This window comes from Streptomyces sp. NPDC017993 (genome assembly GCF_044328065.1).
GTDB lineage: Bacteria > Actinomycetota > Actinomycetes > Streptomycetales > Streptomycetaceae > Streptomyces.
Map to the genome: position 1 here is coordinate 375,438 of NZ_JBIRGO010000007.1, position 22,007 is coordinate 397,444.

General features: G+C 71.7%; 20 protein-coding genes. 11 read left to right on the forward strand and 9 right to left on the reverse strand.

Going from position 1 to position 22,007, the window contains the following annotated elements; all coding sequences use genetic code 11:
* Positions 1-53: 53 nt before the first annotated feature.
* The 3 genes from tyrS to ACH4FH_RS15815 form a co-directional block, all read right to left on the reverse strand.
* Entirely contained in the window at positions 54-1,457 is a 1,404-nt protein-coding gene (gene tyrS / locus ACH4FH_RS15805; RefSeq protein ID WP_398556377.1) for a tyrosine--tRNA ligase, read from the reverse strand.
* A 112-nt stretch (positions 1,458-1,569) separates the two neighbouring features.
* Positions 1,570-3,015, reverse strand: coding sequence for a metallopeptidase TldD-related protein (locus ACH4FH_RS15810; RefSeq protein ID WP_398556378.1), 1,446 nt, complete (start codon positions 3,013-3,015; stop codon positions 1,570-1,572).
* On the reverse strand, positions 3,012-4,568 hold the full coding sequence (locus ACH4FH_RS15815; RefSeq protein ID WP_398556379.1) for a TldD/PmbA family protein: 1,557 nt from the start codon (positions 4,566-4,568) through the stop codon (positions 3,012-3,014). Before ACH4FH_RS15815 ends, ACH4FH_RS15810 begins: the two co-directional genes overlap by 4 nt.
* Positions 4,569-4,792: 224 nt before the next feature.
* Between ACH4FH_RS15815 and fabG the strand changes: the two genes are divergently transcribed.
* The 3 genes from fabG (at position 4,793) to ACH4FH_RS15830 (ending at position 6,767) form a co-directional block, all read left to right on the forward strand.
* On the forward strand, positions 4,793-5,497 hold the full coding sequence (gene fabG / locus ACH4FH_RS15820; RefSeq protein WP_393895863.1) for a 3-oxoacyl-[acyl-carrier-protein] reductase: 705 nt from the start codon (positions 4,793-4,795) through the stop codon (positions 5,495-5,497).
* A 5-nt stretch (positions 5,498-5,502) separates the two neighbouring features.
* Positions 5,503-6,273: an enoyl-ACP reductase FabI gene (gene fabI / locus ACH4FH_RS15825; protein ID WP_398556380.1), complete on the forward strand. Its 771-nt coding sequence runs from the start codon at positions 5,503-5,505 to the stop codon at positions 6,271-6,273.
* Positions 6,274-6,416: 143 nt separating this feature from the next.
* Complete coding sequence (locus ACH4FH_RS15830) at positions 6,417-6,767, forward strand: hypothetical protein (RefSeq protein WP_398556381.1); 351 nt, start codon at positions 6,417-6,419, stop codon at positions 6,765-6,767.
* Here the strand turns inward: ACH4FH_RS15830 and ACH4FH_RS15835 are convergent.
* Positions 6,745-7,428 (reverse strand): FadR/GntR family transcriptional regulator, encoded by a 684-nt coding sequence (locus ACH4FH_RS15835; RefSeq protein ID WP_398556382.1) that lies wholly within the window; start codon positions 7,426-7,428, stop codon positions 6,745-6,747. The two genes, ACH4FH_RS15830 and ACH4FH_RS15835, sit on opposite strands and share 23 nt — an antisense overlap.
* Positions 7,429-7,573: 145 nt before the next feature.
* Here ACH4FH_RS15835 and ACH4FH_RS15840 point away from each other — a divergent pair, with 145 nt between their 5' ends.
* From ACH4FH_RS15840 to ACH4FH_RS15855, 4 genes are all read left to right on the forward strand, one after another.
* A complete protein-coding gene (locus ACH4FH_RS15840; protein ID WP_398556383.1) occupies positions 7,574-8,908 on the forward strand; it encodes a CynX/NimT family MFS transporter in 1,335 nt (444 codons plus the stop codon).
* Positions 8,909-8,924: 16 nt separating this feature from the next.
* On the forward strand, positions 8,925-9,041 hold the full coding sequence (locus ACH4FH_RS15845) for an SGM_5486 family transporter-associated protein (RefSeq protein WP_283113144.1): 117 nt from the start codon (positions 8,925-8,927) through the stop codon (positions 9,039-9,041).
* A 247-nt stretch (positions 9,042-9,288) separates the two neighbouring features.
* Complete coding sequence (locus ACH4FH_RS15850; protein WP_398556384.1) at positions 9,289-9,501, forward strand: hypothetical protein; 213 nt, start codon at positions 9,289-9,291, stop codon at positions 9,499-9,501.
* Positions 9,502-9,586: 85 nt separating this feature from the next.
* Positions 9,587-10,105 carry a SixA phosphatase family protein gene (locus tag ACH4FH_RS15855; RefSeq protein WP_398556385.1) on the forward strand — a complete coding sequence of 173 codons (519 nt, stop codon included), beginning with the start codon at positions 9,587-9,589 and terminating at the stop codon, positions 10,103-10,105.
* 170 nt (positions 10,106-10,275) lie between these two features.
* Here ACH4FH_RS15855 and serB read toward each other — a convergent pair whose 3' ends face one another.
* Positions 10,276-11,523, reverse strand: coding sequence for a phosphoserine phosphatase SerB (gene serB / locus ACH4FH_RS15860; protein WP_398556386.1), 1,248 nt, complete (start codon positions 11,521-11,523; stop codon positions 10,276-10,278).
* A 791-nt stretch (positions 11,524-12,314) separates the two neighbouring features.
* Between serB and ACH4FH_RS15865 the strand changes: the two genes are divergently transcribed.
* A complete protein-coding gene (locus tag ACH4FH_RS15865; protein ID WP_398556387.1) occupies positions 12,315-14,891 on the forward strand; it encodes an FHA domain-containing protein in 2,577 nt (858 codons plus the stop codon).
* Between the two features lie 81 nt (positions 14,892-14,972).
* Here the strand turns inward: ACH4FH_RS15865 and ACH4FH_RS15870 are convergent, their stop codons facing one another.
* From ACH4FH_RS15870 to ACH4FH_RS15880, 3 genes are all read right to left on the reverse strand, one after another.
* Positions 14,973-15,728, reverse strand: a complete 756-nt coding sequence (locus ACH4FH_RS15870; protein ID WP_398556388.1) for a transglycosylase SLT domain-containing protein — start codon at positions 15,726-15,728, stop codon at positions 14,973-14,975.
* 656 nt (positions 15,729-16,384) lie between these two features.
* Positions 16,385-17,512 (reverse strand): S-adenosylmethionine:tRNA ribosyltransferase-isomerase, encoded by a 1,128-nt coding sequence (locus tag ACH4FH_RS15875; RefSeq protein WP_398556389.1) that lies wholly within the window; start codon positions 17,510-17,512, stop codon positions 16,385-16,387.
* A complete protein-coding gene (locus ACH4FH_RS15880) occupies positions 17,509-18,336 on the reverse strand; it encodes an SDR family NAD(P)-dependent oxidoreductase (RefSeq protein ID WP_398556390.1) in 828 nt (275 codons plus the stop codon). Before ACH4FH_RS15880 ends, ACH4FH_RS15875 begins: the two co-directional genes overlap by 4 nt.
* A 187-nt stretch (positions 18,337-18,523) precedes the next feature.
* Between ACH4FH_RS15880 and ACH4FH_RS15885 the strand changes: the two genes are divergently transcribed.
* The 3 genes from ACH4FH_RS15885 (at position 18,524) to ACH4FH_RS15895 (ending at position 20,863) form a co-directional block, all read left to right on the forward strand.
* Complete coding sequence (locus ACH4FH_RS15885; protein ID WP_398556391.1) at positions 18,524-19,681, forward strand: GAF domain-containing protein; 1,158 nt, start codon at positions 18,524-18,526, stop codon at positions 19,679-19,681.
* Between the two features lie 19 nt (positions 19,682-19,700).
* Entirely contained in the window at positions 19,701-20,393 is a 693-nt protein-coding gene (locus tag ACH4FH_RS15890; protein ID WP_398556423.1) for a response regulator, read from the forward strand.
* 224 nt (positions 20,394-20,617) lie between these two features.
* Entirely contained in the window at positions 20,618-20,863 is a 246-nt protein-coding gene (locus tag ACH4FH_RS15895; protein WP_398556392.1) for a chaplin, read from the forward strand.
* Between the two features lie 333 nt (positions 20,864-21,196).
* Here the strand turns inward: ACH4FH_RS15895 and ACH4FH_RS15900 are convergent, their stop codons facing one another.
* A complete protein-coding gene (locus ACH4FH_RS15900) occupies positions 21,197-22,006 on the reverse strand; it encodes a hypothetical protein (protein WP_398556393.1) in 810 nt (269 codons plus the stop codon).
* Position 22,007: the final 1 nt, after the last annotated feature.

Sequence of the window (22,007 nt, forward strand, 5' to 3'; positions counted from 1 at the left end):
CGAGCGGCCGGTGCGTCAGCGCACCGGCCGCTCGTCATGTCATGCCCGGTGCGTCAGCGCCCTTCGAGCTGAGCGAGCTTGCGCCCCGCCTTGAGGTACGCCGCCCCGGTCGTGCCGGCCAGCTTCTCGGCCAGTACCTCGGCCAGCGGGCGCACCGACTCGGCCTCGGCGAGCACCACCGTCTGCTGTCCGTCCTCGCCCTCCACGACCAGCCGCAGCGCGTTCTGCTTGGCCAGCCGGCGCGCGGCCGAGGCGCTCGGCGTGAACTCCAGCACCTTCGTCAGCACCGCGGCCACCGTCTCCGTGCCGTGCGCGGCGACATCGACGACCGGCAGCGAGTCCACGTCGGCGAACGACTTCTTGGAGAACTGCGCGACGAACCCGGCCCGCGCCGCCATCGCCGCGTCCAGGCCGTACAGCGCCGTCACGACCTCACCGGCGAGGATCTTCTTGAGATCCATCGGGTGCAGCGACCGGTCCGCGACGCGGCCCAGGGCGAGGGTGATCTCCTCGTCCGTCCACTCCGTCCAGGCCTTGAGGTACGGCTCGATCAGCCGGTCGGGCACCGACATGATCTTGCCGAAGACATCGTCGGCGGGGGAGTTCAGCCCGACGTAGTTGCCCTTGGACTTGGACATCTTGGCGCCGGTGCCGTCGGTGCCCTCGATCAGCGGCATGGTCACCACCAGCTGCGGCTGCTGCCCGCGCAGCTCCATGAGCTTGCGGCCCATCTGGAGGTTGAGCAGCTGGTCGGAGCCGCCCAGCTCGACGTCGCACTCCAGCGCCACCGAGTCCAGGCCCTGGGCGATGGGGTAGAGCAGCTCGGTCATCGTCAGTCCCGAGCCGGCGGCCAGGCGGTTGCGGAAGTCCTCGCGCTGCAGCAGCTGGGACGCCGGCACCTGGGAGAGCAGCGAGAGCAGCTCGGGGAAGGTGTAGGGCGCCAGCCACTCGCTGTTCTGCCGGAAGCTGACCTTTTCGAAGTCGAAGAAGGGGCGTACCTGTTCGCGGTACGTCGCGAGGTTCTGCGCGATGTCCTCGTCGGTCAGCGGGGGACGCTCGGCGGTACGGCCCGACGGGTCGCCGATCTTGGCGGTGAAATCACCGATGATCAGCGTGACGTCGTGCCCGAGCCGCTGGAACCGGCTGAGGATGATCAGTGGTACGGCGTGACCGAGGTGCACGTCGGTCGCCGTCGGGTCGATGCCCAGCTTGATGTGCAGGCCCCGCCCGGACGTCCGGCGCTCCTCGATCCGCTCGGCCAGCTTGTCCACGCCCGGCAGGACCTCGACGGTCCGGCTCGCGATCAGCTCGGCCTGCTCCTTGGCGGGCAGGTCCGTCAGGTCGAGATAGCGCCGCGCGCCCGTCTCCTGGAGCAGCTCCTGGACGGTCGCGTCCGCGGAGAGGTCGGTGGAGAGCAGGGTCGTGGCGCGGGCGACGGATTCGCCGAGGCGTGTCATGGCGTTCCTGATCGATCGGTGTTCCCACAAGGGGAGGACAGGCGCACAGTCTATTCGCCCGCCGGCCGGTGATCGCCCGGCCGGGCCAGGGGCACCGGCCGGGCTGCGGCGCTCACACGCCGCGGCTGACCGAACTCATGTTGAAGTCCGGGATGCGCAGTGCCGGCATCGCCGCCCGCGTGAAGTAGTCGCTCCACTCCCGTGGCAGCGTCCGTTCCGTGCGGCCGGCCTCCACCGCGCGGGAGAGCAGGTCCACCGGCGACTCGTTGAAGCGGAAGTTGTTGACCTCGCCGACGACCTCGCCGTTCTCGACCAGGTAGACGCCGTCCCGGGTCAGACCGGTCAGCAGCAGCGTCGCCGGGTCGACCTCGCGGATGTACCACAGGCAGGTCAGCAGCAGGGCCGGCCCGTCGTGCCCGCTCGCCGCCACCATCTCGTCCAGGGAGCGTGAACCGCCCGCGTCCAGCAGGAGGTTGTCGATACCGGGGGCCACCGGGAGTCCGGTCAGCGCGGCACTGTGCCGGGTGGTCACCAAGCGGTTGAGCACTCCGTCGCGCAGCCATTCGGTGGGCGCCAGCGGCAGCCCGTTGTCGAAGACCGACGCGTCGTCGCCCGAGGTGTGCGCCACCACGAACGGCGCGCACTCCAGGCCGGGTGCCCGCGGATCGCTGCGCAGCGTCAGCGGCAGCTCCGAGAGCCGCTCGCCCAGCCGGGTGCCCGCTCCGGGCCGGGACGCGTCGTCGTTGTCCTTGCCCGCCTTCGAGAAGACCGTACGGCCCTCGACGGCGTCCCGGGCGGCGGACGACCACATCTGGTAGATCAGCAGGTCCGCGACGGCGGTCGGCGGCAGCAGCGTCTCGTACCGCCCGGCCGGCAGCTCGACCCGCCGCTCGGCCCAGCTCAGCCGCCGGGCCAGCTCCGCGTCCAGCTCGCGCGGGTCGACATCGGTGAAGTCGCGGGTCGCGCGGCCGGTCCAGGCGGAGCGGGCGGCGGCCGCGGTGGTGCCCGCCGACTTGGCGTTCAGCTCCAGCGTCCCGGTGGGCTGGTCGTGCCGCAGCCGCAGCCCGGTCGAGGTGCCCAGGTAGGTCGAGACGACCTCGTGGTGGGCGAAGCCGTACAGCTCGCGGCCGCCGTCCCGGGCCTGCCGGAAGGACTCCCCGAGGGCCGGCGCGAACTCCGCGAAGACGTCCGAGGAGGTCTCGGCGGGCGCGTCGGTGAAGTCGGCGGACGCGGCCGGGCCGCCGACCAGCGGCTGGGCGTCCTCGGCCGGCCCCGCCTCGCGGGCGGCCGCCTCCGCGGCCCGTACCAGCGGTTCCAGATCGGCCGCCGTCACCGCCGACCGGGAGATCACTCCGCACGCGGTGCCCTGCTTGCCGTCCACCGTCGCCACGACGGTCAGCGACCGGCCGCGGGTGACGCCGTTGGTGGTGAGCGCATTGCCCGCCCAGCGCAGATTGGTGCTGGAGTGCTCGTCGGCGAGGACCGCACAGCCGTCGGCCCGCGACAGCTCAAGGGTCCGCTCGACGATCTCGTGCGGGGTGCTGGTGCGAGGGCTCATCGGCCGGCCTCCTGCGTGGTGTTCAGGATGTTGACGCCCTCGAACAGGGCCGAGGGGCAGCCGTGCGAGACCGCGGCGATCTGCCCCGGCTGGGCCTTGCCGCAGTTGAAGGCGCCGCCCAGGACATAGGTCTGCGGTCCGCCGACCGCGCTCATCGAGCCCCAGAAGTCGGTGGTGGTCGCCTGGTAGGCGACATCACGCAGCTGCCCGGCCAGTCGGCCGTTCTCGATGCGGAAGAACCGCTGGCCGGTGAACTGGAAGTTGTACCGCTGCATGTCGATCGACCAGGAGCGGTCGCCGACGACGTAGATGCCGCGCTCCACCCCCGAGATCAGCTCCTCGGTGGACGGCCCGTCCGGCGCCGGCTGGAGCGAGACGTTCGCCATCCGCTGGACCGGCACATGTCCGGGCGAGTCCGCGAAGGCACAGCCGTTGGAGCGCCCCAGGCCCGTCAACCGCGCGATTCTGCGGTCGAGTTGATAGCCGACGAGAGTGCCGCCGCGGATCAGGTCCCAGGACTGCGCGGCCACCCCCTCGTCGTCGTAGCCGACCGTGGCGAGGCCGTGCTCGGCGGTCCGGTCGCCGGTGACGTTCATGATCTCGGAGCCGTACGCCAGCTTCCCGAGCTGGTCGAAGGTGGCGAACGAGGTGCCCGCGTACGCCGCCTCGTAGCCCAGCGCGCGATCAAGTTCGGTCGCGTGCCCGATCGACTCGTGGATCGTCAGCCACAGGTTGGAGGGATCCACCACCAGGTCGTAGGTGCCCGCCTCGACGCTCGGCGCGTGCAGTTTCTCCGCGAGGTACCCGGGGATCCGCGCCAGCTCGCCGTCCCAGTCGTAGTGACCGCCGGTCAGGTACTCCCAGCCGCGGCCCACCGGCGGCGCGATGGTGCGCATCGAGTCGAACTCGCCGGTGACCGGGTCCACCGCGACCGCCGTCAGCTGGGAGTGCAGCCGCACCCGCTGCTGGGTGGTGCTGGTGCCCGTGGTGTCCGCGTAGAACTTGTTCTCCTGAACGGTCAGCAGCGACGCGTCCGCGTGCGCCACCCCCGGCGCCGCCAGCAGCCGCCCGCTCCACTCCGCCAGCAGCCCGGTCTTGTCGGCGTCCGGCACGTCGAACGGATTGATCTCGTACGCCGACACCCACGTACGGTCCGGATGCGCGGGCTCCGGCGCCAGCTCGACCCGCTCGTCGGACCCGGCCGCGTCGATGACCTTGGCCGACAGCTTGGCCATCGCCACCGCGCGGGACGCCACCCGCGCCGCCGCGTCCATCGTCAGATCCACACCGGACGCGAACCCCCAGGCCCCGCCGTGCACCACCCGCACCGCGTACCCGAGGTCGGTGGTGTCCGACGTCCCGGCCGTACGGGCGTCCCGCAGCCGCCAGGCCGCGCTGCGCACCCGCTCCAGGCGGAAGTCGGCGTGCTCGGCGCCCAGCGCGCGGGCCCGTGCCAGCGCGGCGTCGGCCAGCGCGTGCCGCGGCAGCGCCAGAAAGGTCTCGTCAGGGGCATGGGGTGAAGCAGGCACGGCATCCTCCCGTAGTCGGCGCATGCATCATGCCCTGCGCGGCGCGCCCGGCCCAGACCGCGCCGGGCGCGCCGCGGTGCTTCGGCCCGCCGGGGAGGGGGCCGCGTAAGGGGCGTGCACCGCGGTTCTGTGGGGACCCCACAGTGCGCGGGGCGCGCCCCTGTCCGGGCTCGATTCCCCGTCCGGGCCCCGCTACCGATAGTTTCGTACCGAACTCAGGACGGACAGGAACAAGAAAGGGTGATCTCTTGAGCCGCTCGGTTCTGGTCACCGGAGGCAACCGCGGCATTGGCCTTGCCATTGCCCGAGCCTTCGCCGAGGCAGGCGACAAGGTCGCCATCACCTACCGCTCGGGCGAGCCCCCCGAGGGCTTTTTGGCCGTGAAGTGCGACATCACGGACAACGAGCAGGTCGAGCAGGCATACAAGGAGATCGAGGAGAAGCAGGGCGCGGTCGAGGTGCTGGTGGCGAACGCCGGTGTCACCCGCGACCAGTTGCTGATGCGGATGTCCGAGGAGGACTTCACCTCGGTCCTGGAGACCAACCTCACCGGCACGTTCCGGGTGGTCAAGCGGGCCAACCGCGCGATGCTGCGGGCCCGTAAGGGGCGGGTGGTGCTCATCTCGTCCGTGGTCGGGCTGATGGGTGGCCCGGGGCAGTCGAACTACGCCGCCTCCAAGGCCGGTCTGGTGGGCTTCGCCCGCTCGCTGGCACGGGAGCTGGGCAGCCGCAACATCACCGTCAACGTCGTCGCCCCCGGCTTCGTCGACACCGACATGACCCGTGTGCTCAGCGACGAGCAGCGGGAGAACATCGTGAAGCAGGTCCCGCTCGCGCGCTATGCGCAGCCCGAGGAGATCGCCGCCTCGGTCCGCTTCCTGGCCTCGGACGAGGCCGCGTACATCACCGGAGCCGTCATTCCTGTCGACGGCGGATTGGGCATGGGTCACTGATCAGCATGAGTGGAATCCTTGCAGGCAAGCGCATCCTGGTCACGGGTGTTCTGACCGAGTCGTCGATCGCGTTCCAGGCGGCCAAGGTCGCCCAGAACGAAGGCGCGGAGGTCATCCTCACCGGCTTCGGCCGGCTCTCTCTCGTCGAGCGGATCGCCAAGCGGCTGCCGAAGCCCGCGCCGGTGATCGAGCTGGACGTGACCAACCAGGAGCACCTCGACACCCTCGCCGACAAGGTCCGCGAGCACCAGGGCGAGGGCGCCCGGATCGACGGCATCGTCCACTCCATCGCCTTCGGCCCGCAGGGCGCCTTCAACTTCCTGGAGGCGGAGTGGTCGGACGTGGGCACCGCGGTGCAGGTCTCGGCGTACTCCTACAAGTCGCTGACCATGGCCTGCCTGCCGCTCATGGAGCACGGCGGCGCGGTCGTCGGCCTCACCTTCGACGCGCAGATCGCCTGGCCGAAGTACGACTGGATGGGCGTGGCCAAGGCGGCGCTGGAGAGCACCAACCGCTACCTCGCGCGTGACCTGGGCCCCAAGGGCATCCGCTGCAACCTGGTCTCGGCCGGCCCCATCAAGTCGATGGCCGCCAAGTCCATCCCCGGCTTCGAGGAGCTGGCGGACGTGTGGAACCACCGCGCCCCCATCGGCTGGGACCTCGCCGACCCGGAGCCGGCCGGCCGCGGCGTCGTCGGCATGCTGTCCGACTTCTTCCCCCGGACGACCGGCGAGATCGTCCACGTCGACGGCGGCGTGCACATGATGGGTGCCTGACGCCGAAAGCGCATCCGTACTGCCCGTCCCGGTCCGCCGGGGCGGGCAGAACGCGTTTTCGAGTCGAGAAGCGGCGGCGCTCCCCACACACTGGGTGAGGTGTCCGGGACCCGCCCGGCGCATCGTGGGGAGGAGGTACCGGCGTGCCCGCATCACGACGCCGTACGGCAGCCCTGACGATCGCCCTGGCCGCCCTCACGGCGGTCACCGCACCGGCCGCACGGGCCGTGCCGCCCGTCGCGTCCGACGATCCGCAGGAGGTGCCGCACGCACAGTGCCGCACCACCGTGGTCCGCAGCAGCGGCACCGCCACCTGCTTCAACCCCCACGGCAACATCAGTCACGTACGCCTGCACATCGAGTGCAAGCGGTGGTACGACCCCGACGTGGACTCCCTGGCCGAAGCGGTCGGCCCCGCTCAGCGCGTCACCCTCGCCGGCCGCTGCTGGCAGGAGATCGAGGACATCTGGGTCAGCCACGATCCAGCGGGGTGAGCCGGCAGCCGAAGGGGTGCGCGCTCGCCTCCGCGGCGGCCAGGTCGCCGTCGCCCGCGCGGATCGCCTCCACCAGGCGCGCGTGATCCATGTGCGCCTCGGGCCGCAGTACGGTGCCGACATCGGCGCGCAGGAAGTCGCGCAGCACGCCCCCGAGGTCGGCGTAGATCTCGGCCAGTACGTCGTTGTGCGAAGCCGCCACGATCGCCATGTGCAAGGTGGCGTCCGCCTCCACGAAGGCTTCGGCGGCACCGGACTCCCAGGCGTCCTCGCGCCGCTCCAGCAGCGTGTCGATCTGCCGCAGGTCCTGCGCGGAGCGCCGGCGGGCGGCGAGCCGGGCGGCTTCCGCCTCCAGGGCGCTGCGCAGCTCGGCGACGTGCACCGGGTCGGCGTCGGCGAACCTGCGGTTCATCACCCCGGCCAGCTCACTGGTCGCGACGACGTACGTGCCCGAGCCCTGCCGGATGTCGACCAGCCCGTTGTGGGCCAGGGCCCGGACGGCCTCGCGGACGGTGTTGCGGGCCACCCCGAGCTGCTCGACGAGTTCCGGCTCGGTCGGGATGCGGGATCCCACGGGCCACTCCCCGGAGGTGATCTGACCGCGCAGCTGCGCGATCACCTGGTCGGCCAGCGCGGACCGGCGGGGCGAGGTCAGGGGCATGGCTGAGCTCCGGAGGGGTGTGACGGGCGGAGGGCGGCGCGGGGGCCGGGCGGAGCTTTTGGTCGCCCTTGGCGCCGCCCGGGACAGCAGAGGCTACCGACAACGAGTGGACACACATTCATCCCATGATTCTATGATGGTGCACATGGCAGACGAAGACCTCGCGACCCTCGGCCCGGCGGCCGAGCCCAGGACCACCCCCGCACCCCGCTCGCCGGACGGCTCCGGGCAGCCGCAGCCGGCGGTACGAGAAGCCGGACCGGAGGGCGCCCGCGCCACCTCCCGGGCCGCCCGCTGGCTGCCGGGGACCCTGATCGCCGGCCTGGTCCTCGCGGCGCTCAATCTCCGGCCCGCCATCACCAGCCTCGGCGCTCTCCTGGAGGAGGTCCGCGTCGGTCTCGGCATGTCCGGCACGGTCGCCGGGCTGCTGACCTCCGTGCCGGCCCTGTGCTTCGCCGCCTTCGGCCTCACCGCGCCCCGGCTGGCCCGGCGCTGGGGGGCAGGCACCATCGTCTGCGTCGGCATGGCCGCGATCGCGGTGGGGGTCGCGGTGCGGCCGTTCGCCGGCGGCACCGCCGGCTTCCTCGCCGCCAGCGCGCTCGCCCTGGCCGGAATCGCGGTCAGCAACGTCCTCATGCCGGTCGTCATCAAGACCTGGTTCCCGGACCGGGTCGGTTCGATGACCGGCCTGTACTCCATGGCCCTGGCCCTGGGGACCTCGCTCGCCGCGGCGCTCACCGTCCCCATGACGGCCGCGCTGGGCGGCAGTTGGCGTACCGGCCTGGCGGTGTGGGCGGCGCTCGCCGCCGTCGCGGTGGTGCCCTGGCTCGCGGTGGTCCGCCGGCGCGGGACCGCGGGCGACGCGCACACGGGAAGTACGGCGGGCTCCGCCACACCCCCCGTACGGATCACCTCGTCGCCGACCGCCTGGGCGCTGGCCGTCTTCTTCGGCCTGCAGGCCACCGCCGCCTACATCACGATGGGCTGGATGCCGCAGATCTTCCGCGACGCCGGGGTCTCTGCGGGCACCGCGGGCGTTCTGCTCGCCGTCACCATGGTGATGGGCGTGCCGCTCTCGTTCGTGCTGCCGCGGCTGGCCTCCCGGATGCGGCACCAGGGCCCCCTCGCCGTGGTGCTCGGCGTCTGCGGCCTGGCCGGCTACGCCGGACTGTGGCTGGCCCCGGCCGCCGGCGCCTGGGCCTGGGCGCTGCTGATGGGCATATCGAACTGCGCCTTCCCGCTCGCCCTGACGATGATCGGGATGCGGTCGAGCAGCTCCGCGGGCGTGGTGAAGCTGTCGGCCTTCGCGCAGTGCGTCGGCTACCTGATCTCCATCCCGGGGCCGCTGCTGGTCGGCACGCTCTACCAGCACAGCGGCGGCTGGGGCCTGCCGATCGCGCTGATGGCCGGGCTCATGGTGCCGCAGATCGTGGTCGGTGTGCTGGCCGGCCGGGACCGCCGCATCGAGGACGAGACCTGAGTGGGAGACTGGGCGCATGCCAGTGCTCGAACCGAATCCGCAGGGCGGCCAGAAGAAGCTGCTCCTCGTGCTGGGCGCCATGCTCGGCGTGACCGTCGTCGTCGCGATCATCGCGAGTATCGCCGCACCCTGAGCCCGACCGGGGCCGTGTGGCGGACGGGGGCCGTGGCCGTGGGCAGAGCTCTGTGACGTCCCTCCCGGGCCCGTGGGTGGGGAAAACCCCACCACCCCCTAGGGGGTCGGGCTCAGGGGAAAGTAGGTGGCTTCCCGGGTAGGAACGGGCGCCCAAGATCCGTAGCTTCGAAGCACACCGCACCGCAGCGGTGGGCGCCCCGCAGCCCGCGGCCGCGCAGCCCTTCGATCGCCACGGAGGCGATGGCATGTCCGCCGTGTTCCGCCGGCCGTCCCCACCCAGGACCCGGGGCCTGCGGATACCGCTGCCGTGGTGGGCGCTGGCCCTGCCGGTCGCCTCGTTCGCCGCCCTGCTGGTGCTCATGGCGAGCTCCTCCCCGGCGACCGCGGCGAGCGCCCGGGACGGCCTGGCGCCGCTGCTGGAATTCCTTGCCAGGGTCGTCAGCCTCGGTTCCTCATGACCGCCGGTGAGCGGTTGTCACCCTGGCGGGGGCAGCCCTCCAACACCCCGCGCCCCGCGCCGCCTTTCGTGCGAAGCTGGGACTCATGAGCGCCGATACACCCCGCCGGATTGTCCTCCTCCGACACGCCAAGGCCGAATGGTCGGACAGTTCCGACCACGAGCGTCCGCTCGCCGATCGCGGCCGCCAGGACGCCCCGGCCGCCGGTCGCAGGCTGGCCGGAGCCGGGATCACCCCCGACCTGACGTTGTGCTCGACGGCCACCCGCACCCGTGAGACCTGGAAGCTCTTCGTGACCGAGCTCGCGCACCGCCCCAAGACGGTGTATGAGGAGCGGCTCTACGAAGCCTCCCTCGGCGACCTCATCGCCCTGCTGAACGAGACCTCCGACGACGTGCACGACCTGCTGGTCGTCGGCCACAACCCGGGGGTGCACGCCCTCGCGGACGCGCTCGCCGGCGACGCCGACGACGACCTCCTGGCGCGCATGAACCGCGGTGGCTTCCCGACCGCGACGATGGCGGTGATCGCCTTCAACGGCTCGTGGAAGTCCGTCGAGCACGGCGTCGGCCGCCTCGTCGCCTACCTGCCGCCGCACGAGTGAGACCCCCGACCAGCGCCGCCGACTGACGCACCGGTCCACCGACCGGCCCGCTGACGGCCGCACCACATGCGACAAGGGCTCCGGCGTGTGCCGGAGCCCTTGTCGTATGTCTGCCGTTGCCCCCGGAGTGCCCGTCCCGCCGGCCCGGCGAGCGGGCGAGCGGTGCGGCCTCAGCCGAGGTGCGTGTCCGCGGCCTCGACCTCTTCGCGGGTGATGCCCAGCAGATAGAGCACCGTGTCCAGGAACGGCACGTTCACCGCCGTGTGCGCCGCCTCGCGGACCACCGGCTTGGCGTTGAAGGCGACGCCGAGACCCGCGGTGTTGAGCATGTCGAGGTCGTTGGCGCCGTCGCCGATCGCGACCGTCTGCGCGAGCGGCACCCCGGCCTGCTGGGCGAAGCTGCGCAGCAGACGGGCCTTGCCCGCCCGGTCGACGATGTCGCCGGTCACCCGGCCGGTGAGCTTGCCGTCGACGATCTCCAGGGTGTTGGCGGAGGCGAAGTCCAGCCCGAGCTCTTCCTGGAGCGCGTCGGTGACCTGCGTGAATCCGCCCGAGACCACACCGACTTGGTAGCCGAGCCGCTTGAGGGTCCGCACGAGGGTGCGGGCACCGGGGGTGAGCCGCACCTCCTTGCGTACGGACTCCACGACGGAGGCGTCGAGCCCGCCGAGCAGCGCGACGCGGGCGTGCAGCGACTGCTCGAAGTCCAGCTCGCCGCGCATCGCGGCGGCGGTCACCTCGGCGACCTCGGCCTCGCAGCCGGCGTGCGCCGCGAACAGCTCGATGACCTCGTCCTGGATGAGCGTCGAGTCGACGTCCATGACCACCAGCCGCTGGGCCCGGCGCTGGAGCCCGGCCGCGACAACAGCGATGTCCACTCCGAGCATCGCGGCCTCCGGCGCCAGCACCGAGCGCAGCGCGTCCGTCGCCGCACCCGACACCGCGAACTCCACGGCCGTCACCGGATACTTCGCAAGACGGAAAATACGGTCGATATTGCCGCCTGTGGACGTTATGGCGGCGGCGATGGCGGCCGTCGACTCCGCGGTCAGCGGGTGGCCCAGCACGGTGACATGGGAGCGGCCGGTGCCGCGTGGACGGTTGTCGCCCCGGCCGGAGATGATCTCGGCCTGGAGGTTCAGTGACTCCGCCCAGCTGTGGACGGTGGCCCGGAGGTCGCCCTCGAACGAGCCGGAGGAGCCCGCGGCCGGGGCCGGCGCCGTGACCAGCGCGCACAGCACGATGCGCCCTCGGGTCACGACCTGTTCGATGTCCACGACATCGACGGCGTAGGCGGCGAGGGTGTCGAAGAGACCTGCGGTGATGCCGGGCCGGTCCTTCCCGAAGATCTTGACGAGAAGAGTCGGTAGGTCATCGCCCGGTACGGCGGTGGCAGGCGGGATCTGCGATGCGCTCATGGTGCCCTTACGGTATCCGGCCGGAGAGCCCGACCGTACAGGTGTCCGTGGTTCGGACCGGCGCGTTCCGCCGTCTGCCCGCGGTGCGCCGGGGCTCCGGGGTGCGGGCGGACCCGGCTGATCGTTATCGAGTCGTGTCCACGCCGTCGGCCGGGCCGGCCAAAGGGGTGAGCTGAGTCGCCAACACCCTTGTTCTGTGCGGGAGTTCGCCTGGCCGGCGGCGGGCGCGGAGAGGTCGATCCCGCCGCGGTGACGGCGCTCCCGAACCCCGAACATCCCTCCGTCCCGCCTGCGCGGCCGTGGCGTCAAGGGTATTTTGGGTCGTTTCGCCCGGTAAGGCGAGGTCAGCGGCCTCGCGGCCGCCCCGGGCCTGCCGGGGGCGTGGCCGGTGCCGCCCCCTTCGGGCTCGCCGGGGACCGTACGCCGGCGGTCTCGTCGCCCGGAGGAGGGAGGTCCGCCGTCACGTCTCCCGTCCCTCGGAGGAAAAGCCAGCTCAACGCGGAGCCGACGGGTGGCGGCGGCGCGACCGGCGCGGGTGCGGGTGGCGCGGCGGGAGGTACCACCGACGCACTGTCAGGCGTGCGGCCATCCGTAATGAGCCCGTTCCTCGGAAATCTCCGCATCCGCTCCTACTTCCCGCTCTCCGGGGGAGTTTGGCGCACCCCGACAAGAAGGCCCCGCGCCCCGGCCCTCTCCCGGTTACCGGTTGAAGGGCCGAGCCTGAAATAGTTCCTCACGATGTTCGCCATCCCTAGACTTCCCATACAGGGCGTCACTCGGGGGACTATGTAATGGGGCATGGAGTGCCTGAACTCGTACTCGAATTGAACGGAAGGACCTGGACGCTCGATCCGTCCCGGTCCTACAACGTGGGCCGCGATCCGCAGGGCGACATGGTGCTCGACGACGCCAGGGTTTCCTGGCGGCACGCCACCGTGCGGTGGGCGGGCCGCGGCTGGATCATCGAAGACCACGGCAGCACCAACGGCACGTACAGCCAGGGACAGCGGATCCACCAGCTGGAGATCGGCCCCGGCTCGGTCGTCCACCTGGGCAACGCCACCGACGGCCCCCGGGTGAGCCTCTCGGCCGCCCCGGCAGCTGACGTCTACAACGCGCAGGCCGCGATGGCGCCGCAGCAGCAGGGCGCGCAGGGCTGGCAGGCGCCGCCCGCGCATCAGCCGCCGCACCACCAGCCGCCGGTCCAGAACCAGCCACCGGTCCACCAGAACTGGCAGGCTCCGCCGCAGGCGCAGCAGCCGCCGTACATCCCGCCACAGCAGGCCCAGCAGCCCCCTCAGGCGGCCGCGCCCTCGCAGGGCCCTGCCCAGAAGGTGGGTGGCCAGGCCCCGCCGGCCCACGGCGACCGCAGCCCGACCACCTTCCACCGCCTCGACACCGGCCGAGTGATGCGCATCGGCCGTGCGCTGGAGAACGAGCTGGTCGTCTCCGACCTCCAGGTCTCCAGGAACCACGCGGAGTTCCGGGCCACGCCCGACGGCCGCTTCGAGATCCGCGACCTCGGCAGCCACAACGGCACCTACGTCAACGGTCAGCCGGTCGCCAAGTCCGGCACGGCGCTGATCGGCCCGAACGACATCATCGGCGTCGGTCACTCCACCTTCCGGCTGGTCGGCGACCGCCTGGAGGAGTTCGTCGACACCGGCGAGGTCTCCTTCTCGGCCCGCCACCTCACCGTCACCGTCGACGGTGGCAAGCAGATCCTCAAGGACGTCTCCTTCGGCGTCCCGGAAAAGTCGCTGATCGCGGTCATCGGCCCGTCGGGTTCCGGCAAGTCGACGCTGCTCAAGGCGCTGACCGGCTACCGCCCCGCCAACCAGGGCGACGTCCTCTACGACAACCGCAACCTCTACAAGCAGTTCGCCGAGCTGCGCCAGCGCATCGGTCTGGTCCCGCAGGACGACATCCTGCACAAGGAACTGACCGTCGCCAAGGCTCTCAAGTACGCCGCAAAGCTGCGGTTCCCCGGTGACACCGCGGAGTCCGAGCGTGAGGCGCGGATCGACGAGGTGCTGCGCGAGCTGAAGCTCGACATCCACAAGGACAAGAAGGTCACCTCGCTCTCCGGTGGCCAGCGCAAGCGCGTCTCGGTGGCCCTGGAGCTGCTGACCAAGCCGTCGCTGATCTTCCTGGACGAGCCGACCTCCGGCCTCGACCCGGGCATGGACCGCGATGTCATGCAGCTGCTGCGCGGCCTCGCCGACGACGGCCGCACGGTTTTGGTCGTCACCCACTCGGTGGCCGAACTCGGCATCTGCGACAAGCTGCTGGTGATGGCTCCGGGCGGTGGCGTGGCCTACTTCGGCCCGCCCGAGGAAGCGCTGAACTTCTTCCAGTACGACACCTGGGCGGATGTCTTCTCGGCCTTCGAGAACTACCGGGACTACGACTGGATGGGCCGCTGGCGCGGCTCGCCGCACTACCAGATGTACGCCGCGGACATCGACGCCGTCGCCCCGCAGTCGGTGACGATCCAGCCGCCGCCGGCCCGGATGCAGAAGTCCCAGAGCTGGGGCTCGCAGCTGTGGACGCTGATGCGGCGCTACGTCTCGGTGCTCGCCTCCGACCGCGGCTTCCTGGGCCTGATGGTGATCCTGCCTGCGGTGCTCGGCGTGGTCTCGATCCTGATCCCCAGCGACTACGGCCTCGGATACGGGCCGCTCAACAAGAGCAGGACCAACCGCGACGCGAGCACGATCATGCTGATCCTCGCGGTCGGCATGTGCTTCTCGGGCGCGGCCAACTCCGTCCGCGAGTTGATCAAGGAGCGGGTCATCTACGAGCGCGAACGGGCCACCGGCCTGTCGCGGTCGGCGTATTTGATGTCCAAGGTGATCGTGCTCGGCGTGGTCACGGCCTTCCAGGGCGTGATCATCGCGGCGATCGGCTTCTCACCCCGCAAGCTGCCCACCGAGGGCCTGCTGTTGGAGAACGCGCCGGCCGTCGAGATGGCGCTGGCGATCATTGCGCTCGGCTTCACCTCGATGATGTTCGGCCTGATCATCTCGGCGCTTGTCAAGACGGCCGAGAAGACCATGCCGCTCCTGGTCATGTTCGCCATCGTCCAGGTCGTCTTCACGGGCGTGCTCTTCCAGCTCTTCGACACCGTGGGGGTCGGGCAGTTCTCCTGGCTGATGCCCTCGCGCTGGGCCGTCGCGGCGATGGGCGCGACCGCCGACATGAACACGCTGCTGCCGTGGGAAGCGGGCAACCCCGACCCGCTGTGGAAGCACCAGACCGGCGTCTACGTCATGGACATGATCATCCTGATCGGCCTGGGCGTCGCACTCGCCTTCGTCGTCGCGCGGCTGCTGCGCCGCCACGAGCCGGAGGTCATGCGCAAGTAGCGCGCCCCGCACCCACGCCCGAGGGGCGGCACCCGGAATCGGGTGCCGCCCCTCGGCGGTGTCGGTGCGTGAACCGGCTTCTCAGTAGGCCGAGTTCACGTTGTCCATCGAACCGTACATGTCGGCCGCGTAGTTGCAGGCGGCGGTGATGTTGGCGACCGGGTCGTAGAGGTCCCACGAGGTGCCGTCGACGTGGTACGCCTCGAAGGTCGGCTGGATCACCTGGAGCAGGCCCTTGGACGGGACGCCGTTCTGGGCGTTGATGTCCCAGTTGTTGATGGCCTTCGGGTCACCGCCCGACTCCCGGATGATGTTCCGGTGGATGCCCTCGTACGTGCCGGGGATGCCCTTCTTCGCCATGATGTCCAGCGACTCCCGGATCCAGCCGTCCAGGTTGTCGGCGTACGTCTTGGGGGCCGGCTTCGGGGCGGGAGCGGCGGCGCGCTCGGCGGACCGGCTCGCGGCCTGCTGCTCCTTGCGCTCCTTCTCCGCCCTGGCCTTGGCCTCCGCCTTCGCCTTCGCGGCTGCCTCCGCCTTCGCCTTGGCCTCGGCCTCGGCCTTCTTCTTCGCGGCGGCGGCCTCGGCCTTGCCCTGTGCGGCCGAGTCGTCGGCCTGCTTGGTGATCGTCGTCTGCTGCGTCTTGGCGGCGGTGTCGACCGCGCTGAAGGCAACAGGCTTCGCGTTCTGCGCGGCGGCCTTGGGCTCGCCCTCCTGGGCGTCGGTGCCCGGGACGACGGAGAAGGCCAGGGCGGCGGCGGCGGCCGCTGCGATGCCTACGACGGAAAGCTTATGGGTCCGCTTGAGGCGGGAAAATCCAGAAACAGCGTGCTTGGGCATGGCGGAGTCGACCTCTTCCAATGGGGGGCCGTCGCGAGGGCCGTGGTAGCGAAGAACGCCGATTTCGATTACGGCGCCGAGCGACGGGAGCCATTCTTAGCGGCCGGAAATTAACCGGGCAAAGGTGTGACGTACGATCCCGGTTAGTGGAACCAGGGGGTCTCGAATTGCGTCGCAGGTAGTCGATTCCCAGCTCACAGCACCTTTATAAGGCCACTAACCCGGGTCGTAAGTGACTTGCGTCCTATGTGCGGCGTCACATTGAAGAGGTGTTTACCTCGCCGGGTGTAATTGCGAACGCACGGCCTGTGCGGACGGTGCTGCCATGCCGGCCAAGTCAAGAGACTTTCGGACCAAATCGGGCAGTTAGCGTGCGATATAGGGCAACTCGCTGAAACCACCGCGAAAGCCTCCTTGTTGGCAGGCCACCCGAGCGCCTCCCGGCGCAAGTGCATCCGGCGCAGCGCGGCTACCAGCGCTATCGGACTGCACAGGCGCGGCGCGGACAGCAGCGTGCGGACCGCGACACCTGTCGACTCGTCCGCGTAGTACTCGCCCATGTAGTAGTCGAAGCCCGGCCGGAACGAAAGTCCGCGGCTGCTGATGCGCGCGCCCGACGACCGATGCGCTCGACGACCCGGGTGGCGGCGCGGGCCTCAGGACGGCAGCAGCAGGTGGAGGTCCCCGAATTCGTGCCACAGGTAGCGGCGCTCCACCGCCGCTGCGTACGCGCGCCGCAGCGCCTCCCCGTCCGCCACCGCCGACGCCACCGCCTCAAGCATCAGCAGATGCGAGGCCGTGGGCTCGTGCAGCCCGGTGAGCAGGCCGTTCACCACCCGCACCCCGCGCTCCGGCGTCACCACGAGATCCGTCCAGCCGGACGTCGCCCGCACCCGCCCGTCCGGCCCGGCGGCCGACTCCAGTGCCCGCACCGCCGTCGTCCCCACCGCCACGACCCGCCCGCCCGTACCGGCGCCGCGCCCAGCCCGCCCGGGGCGCACCGCGTTCACCAGCCAGGCGGTGGCGGGCGGCACCGCGAACCGCTCCGGATACGGCGGCTCGAACGCTTCCGCCGACGCCACCCCGGTGTGCAGGGAGATCGGCGCGAACAGCACGCCCGCGCTCACGAGCCGTGCCACCAGCGAGGCCGTGAAGGGCCGGGCCGCACTCGGCATCTCGGCGCTGCCGCCGTCGGCCGCGTCCGTCGCGAACACCGTCTGATAGGCGGCCGGTGGCTGATCCCGGTCCGTGTAGCCGTACCGGATCGGCCGCCCGTACCGGCGCATCAGCTCCGGGACCGTGCCGCCCGACACTCGCGCCCACCACAGCCGTGCGCCCCCGGGGTCCACCGGCGCCTCCACGGTCAGCCGCGCCCCGCCCGGCAGCCGCACCACTCTGCCGACCGGTCCGCCCGCCCGCGGCCGGGTGCTGCCCAGTCCGTCCGGGCGGCGCAGTTCCACCGCCCAGCAGCCGGCCACCGCGCGGCCCGCCGGGTGCCTGCGATCCGCCCGCGTCGAGAAGTGCACCACCACCGGCTCGCCGCGCCCCCGGCCGTCCCCGATCCGGCCGTCGACCGCAGCCGACAGCGTCCGCGAGGTGTTCACCACCAGCACGTCTCCGGCCGCCAGCAGTTCCGGCAGCTCACCGAAGGCGTGGTGTCCGACCTCCTCCGTGCCCCGGCTCACCATCAGCCGTACGGCATCGCGGTCGAGGCCCGGGCCCCGCTGCTCCGCCGGGACCCGGGCGGAGAGCTCCTCCGGGACACGCAGTGCCTCCGCGATCATCGTGCGCCCTCCGGGGTGGGCGACGATGCGTCCCCAGGGGCCACCGGCCCGGCCGGAAGGTCCACCGCCCGGTACCGCCCCGAGGCCGCCCGGCCGTCCAGGAGGCCCAGCAGCGCGGGAACAACGGTGTCCGGCAGCGGCCGCCCGGAGTCGTCGTCGGTGGGGACGGCGGCCGCGTACAGATCGGTGCGCATATCGCCCGGGTCCACCCACCACACCCGCAGCTCCGGCTCCTCCTCCGCCAGCACCGCCGACAGTTGATCGAGCGCCGCCTTCGAGGCGCCGTAGCCACCCCACGTCTCGTACGCCTCGACGGCAGCATCCGAACTTATGTGAAGAACCGCCCCGCCTGTCCCTATATATGCGTCTCCTTCTGTCCCTGTATAAGGGGACGAATCCCTATTGGCTGCACCCTCTGCGGGAAGGGAGAAGTGCAGGGACTTACGCAGCAGCGGCAGCGCCTCTTGAACCAGACCCAGGGGCGCCACGACATTCACCTCCAGGGCATCCCGCAACCCCGTCAGCGGATGCTCCGCCAGCCGCACCAGCGGAGCCGCCCCCAGGACGCTCGCGTTGTTCACCAGCAGATCGAGCCCGCCCAGCTCGCAGGCCGCGGCCACCAGCTCCGCCCGGTGCCCGCTGTCCGCCACATCGCCGGGCAGCGCAACAACCCGCGTCCCGCTCCCGCGCAGCCCCCGCGCCGCCTCTTCCAACGGCCCCGCCGACCTGGCGTCCACCACCAGATCCCAGCCCCGCGCGGCCAGCGCCGTGGCCAGCGCCCGGCCCAGCCCCTTCGACGCCCCCGTGATGATCGCCACCGGCATGATCGCGTCCCCTTTCCGGGCCGGGCCCGCGCCCCGCGCCCTCGCCCTCACCGTAGGAACGCCGCGGCCGGGGAGGCGTCGGCCGCCGGGCGGGCCGCCGCAGGGCATTGGGCCTAGGGCGGCAGGCGGAGGCCGGGGGCGCCGGAGGACCGATACGGGCCGGTCAGCGCGCCGGTACGGTGAAGCCATGACCAACGGAGCGGGAGCCGGCATCCCCGCGGTGAGCACCGCGATCCTGGCGATGAGCAGGCACCTGGAGGTGCGCGACGTCCTCAAGACGATCGTCGCCTCGGCCCGCGAACTGCTGGACGCCGAATACGCCGCACTGGGCGTGCCCGACGACCACGGCGGCTTCGCGCAGTTCGTGGTGGACGGCGTGAGCAGCGAGCAGTGGAAGGCCATCGGCCCGCTGCCCCGCCAGCACGGCATCCTCGCCGCGATGCTGCACAACGCCACCCCCGAGCGCCTCGCCGACGTGCGGCAGGACCCCCGCTTCGGCGGCTGGCCCGCAGCCCACCCGGACATGTCCGATTTCCTCGGCCTGCCGGTCGCGGACGGCGACGAAATCCTCGGCGCCCTCTTCCTGGCCAACAAGCGCTGCCCCGAACCCCGGCCCGCCCGCGGGGCCCGTTGCGGCTTCACCGAGGACGACGAGCGACTGCTCGGCATACTCGCCCAGCACGCCGCCATCGCGCTGACCAACGCCCGCCTCTACGAGCGCAGCCGCGAACTCACCATCGCGGGGGAGCGCGCCCGGCTCGCCCACGAGCTGCACGACGCGGTCGCCCAGAAGCTCTTCTCCCTCCGGCTGACCGCGCAGGCGGCCACCGCGCTGGTCGACCGCGACCCGGCCCGCGCCAAGGACGAACTGCACCAGGTCGCCGCGCTCGCCGCGGAGGCCGCCGACGAACTGCGTGCCGCCGTCATCGAGCTGCGGCCCGCGGCCCTGGACGAGGACGGCCTGGTCGCGACCCTGCGCTCCCAGGCCCAGGTCCTGGACCGCGCCCACTCCGCGCGGGTCACCTTCACGGCCCACGGGGTCCGCGCCCTGCCGGCCGCCCAGGAGGAGGCGCTGCTCCGCGTCGCCCAGGAGGCGCTGCACAACGCCCTACGGCACTCCGGAGCGGAGCACGTCGACGTCAGCCTCGCCCGGCACGGCCAGGGAGCGCTGCTGCGGGTCGCGGACGACGGCTGCGGGTTCGACACCGGCCGGGTCCGCCGGGCCGGCCGCCACCTCGGGCTGGTCTCGATGCGTGACCGCGCCGGCGGAGTCGGTGGAAAGCTCACCGTGGAGTCGGTGCCCGGCAAGGGGACCGCTGTCGAGATGGAGGTACCCGGTGGCTGATATCGGAGGGGGCGGCGCCATGGGAGCGCCCGCGGACGGAACCCGGGGGAGCCGGGACCGGCCGCCGGGTGACGGCCGGGCCATTCGCGTCCTGCTCGTCGACGACCACCAGGTCGTACGCCGCGGGCTACGGACCTTCCTGGAGATCCAGGACGACATCGAGGTGGTGGGGGAGGCGTCCGACGGCGCGGAGGGCGTCGCCGCCGCCGAACAGCTGCGCCCCGACGTCGTGCTGATGGACGTCAAGATGCCCGGCATGGACGGCATCGAGGCCCTGCGCAAGCTGCGCGAACTGACCAACCCCGCCCGGGTGTTGGTCGTGACGAGCTTCACCGAGCAGCGCACCGTCGTCCCGGCCCTGCGCGCGGGCGCCGCCGGGTATCTCTACAAGGATGTCGACCCCGACGCGCTGGCCGGCGCCATCCGCTCCGTGCACGCGGGGCACGTGCTGCTCCAGCCCGAGGTCGCCGGCGCCCTGCTCTCCCAGGATGAGGGCAACACCGGGCAGGGACGCGGTACTTCGCTGACCGAGCGGGAGCGCGAGGTGCTCGGCCTGATCGCGGACGGGCGGTCCAACCGCGAGATCGCGCGGACGCTGGTGCTCTCCGAGAAGACGGTCAAGACGCATGTCTCCAACATCCTCATGAAGCTCGACCTCGCCGATCGCACCCAGGCCGCGCTGTGGGCGGTGCGGCACGGCATCGGAGCCTGAACACGCCGCCGCCGGACGGGGGGACGGCCGACCTGCTCCTCGAAACGATTCTGCTCCGGTTTCCCGGGGTGACGGGGCGAAAAAAGCGGAGCGTCGTCTTCCGGTGCGAGATTCATACTGTCGTGTAGACGTCGCCCATTCGGCGTATCCGCCCTCGGGGTCGGGCCGTTTCCCAGTGCAGTCGTGACGGCTGGTCACGGCAACGGCAACGAGGAGCATGAGAAGTGAAGAACATCAAGCGGGTAGCGGCTCTCACGATGATGGCCGGCGGCCTCGCCGTCGCGGGTGCCGGTATCGCCTCCGCCCACAGCGCGCCGCTGGCCCAGGGTACGGCCGTGAAGTCTCCCGGCATCGGCTCCGGCAACCTCGTGCAGGTGCCCGTGAATGTCCCCGTGAACGCCTGTGGCAACACCGCCACCGTCATCGGTGCCCTCAACCCGGTCTTCGGCAACCCCTGCCTCAACCCCTGATCCGGGCGCTCCCTCCCGGCACGGCATCCCGGCCCCGCAGGCAACCACCTGCGGGGCCGGGCCTGTTGCGGCCCGCAGCCATCGCGCCAAGCCGGCGCTGCTGACGGCGGGACCTACCCCGGCCAGGCGCACCGGGCCGATCCCTGACGGAACGAACAGCTGACGCCCATTCCCCGGCGGCCCATTCCCCGGCGGCCGATTCCTTGACGGCCGATTCCTTGACAGGGTTGACGGTCCCCCCCCCGCGTCCCTGTCGGAAGTCCGGGCCTCGCCCTCCGGGCACAACCTCCGGACCACCGGGGCTCTGTTCCCCGGGCCTCGATCAGCCCTCCCTCACCCTCGCCGCTCCCGCTCCTCCACCGCGGCGTTGTACGCCGCCACCTGCGCCCGCCGGGCCGTACGCTCAACCGGCCGCAGCGCCTCGGCCCGGGCCGCGATCTCCGATGCGCTCACCGCTCCGCCGTGCTCCCCGTCGCCGCCGGCCTGCCGCGCGATGTCGATCAGCGCGCCCACCCGCTGGGCCAACTCCAGTACCCGCACCGCACGGGGCGGGTACCCCGGCGCGAGCACCTGCCGGCCGGCCTCCGCCCGCGCGCGGTACGCCTCCAGGGCCGCCTGCGCGACGGGACCCGAACCGGCCACATCCAGCGTCGAGAGCGCCTCGGTCGCCTCCCGCAGCGCCTCCGCCAGCTCCCGCTCGGCCTCGCCCAGCGACGGCACATCGGCCGGCGGCCCCTCTCGCACCGGCAGGCAGTTCCAGACCACCTCCACATGCACATCGGGGCCGCTGCCGCCCTCGGGGCCGGCCTCGTATATCTCCGGCACCAGGCCCAGGCCGGCTCCCACCGCGAGCACCGCCTCCTCGGCCTCCAGCGCCCGCGCGTTGAATTCCGGCGGACCGCTGAGCCCCAGCGGATGCCCCGCAACTGGCAACGCGACCCGCAGGCCGACCGCCCCCAGCGTGCGCAGCCGCCCCAGCGCGAGCGTCAGCCCGACCGGCGACGCCTCCCCGGGCAGGCCCTCCACGCGGTGCACCGCGTCATCGTCCGCGATCCGGTGCGCGGCTTCATCAGGTGAGACAAGTCCGGCCAAGAGGGCATTTCCCCATGACGCCAGCCGTCCCGAACGAGGTTCATCGAGCATG

Bases quoted from the DNA above. Each gene is read 5' to 3' on its own strand.
- tyrS (WP_398556377.1), bottom strand. From the start codon at position 1,457: ATGACACGCCTCGGCGAATCCGTCGCCCGCGCCACGACCCTGCTCTCC.
- ACH4FH_RS15810 (WP_398556378.1), bottom strand. From the start codon at position 3,015: ATGAGCCCTCGCACCAGCACCCCGCACGAGATCGTCGAGCGGACCCTT.
- ACH4FH_RS15815 (WP_398556379.1), bottom strand. From the start codon at position 4,568: ATGCGCCGACTACGGGAGGATGCCGTGCCTGCTTCACCCCATGCCCCT.
- fabI (WP_398556380.1), top strand. From the start codon at position 5,503: ATGAGTGGAATCCTTGCAGGCAAGCGCATCCTGGTCACGGGTGTTCTG.
- ACH4FH_RS15835 (WP_398556382.1), bottom strand. From the start codon at position 7,428: ATGCCCCTGACCTCGCCCCGCCGGTCCGCGCTGGCCGACCAGGTGATC.
- ACH4FH_RS15840 (WP_398556383.1), top strand. From the start codon at position 7,574: ATGGCAGACGAAGACCTCGCGACCCTCGGCCCGGCGGCCGAGCCCAGG.
- ACH4FH_RS15845 (WP_283113144.1), top strand. From the start codon at position 8,925: ATGCCAGTGCTCGAACCGAATCCGCAGGGCGGCCAGAAGAAGCTGCTC.
- ACH4FH_RS15850 (WP_398556384.1), top strand. From the start codon at position 9,289: ATGTCCGCCGTGTTCCGCCGGCCGTCCCCACCCAGGACCCGGGGCCTG.
- ACH4FH_RS15855 (WP_398556385.1), top strand. From the start codon at position 9,587: ATGAGCGCCGATACACCCCGCCGGATTGTCCTCCTCCGACACGCCAAG.
- serB (WP_398556386.1), bottom strand. From the start codon at position 11,523: ATGAGCGCATCGCAGATCCCGCCTGCCACCGCCGTACCGGGCGATGAC.
- ACH4FH_RS15865 (WP_398556387.1), top strand. From the start codon at position 12,315: ATGGGGCATGGAGTGCCTGAACTCGTACTCGAATTGAACGGAAGGACC.
- ACH4FH_RS15870 (WP_398556388.1), bottom strand. From the start codon at position 15,728: ATGCCCAAGCACGCTGTTTCTGGATTTTCCCGCCTCAAGCGGACCCAT.
- ACH4FH_RS15875 (WP_398556389.1), bottom strand. From the start codon at position 17,512: ATGATCGCGGAGGCACTGCGTGTCCCGGAGGAGCTCTCCGCCCGGGTC.
- ACH4FH_RS15880 (WP_398556390.1), bottom strand. From the start codon at position 18,336: ATGCCGGTGGCGATCATCACGGGGGCGTCGAAGGGGCTGGGCCGGGCG.
- ACH4FH_RS15885 (WP_398556391.1), top strand. From the start codon at position 18,524: ATGACCAACGGAGCGGGAGCCGGCATCCCCGCGGTGAGCACCGCGATC.
- ACH4FH_RS15890 (WP_398556423.1), top strand. From the start codon at position 19,701: ATGGGAGCGCCCGCGGACGGAACCCGGGGGAGCCGGGACCGGCCGCCG.
- ACH4FH_RS15900 (WP_398556393.1), bottom strand. From the start codon at position 22,006: ATGCTCGATGAACCTCGTTCGGGACGGCTGGCGTCATGGGGAAATGCC.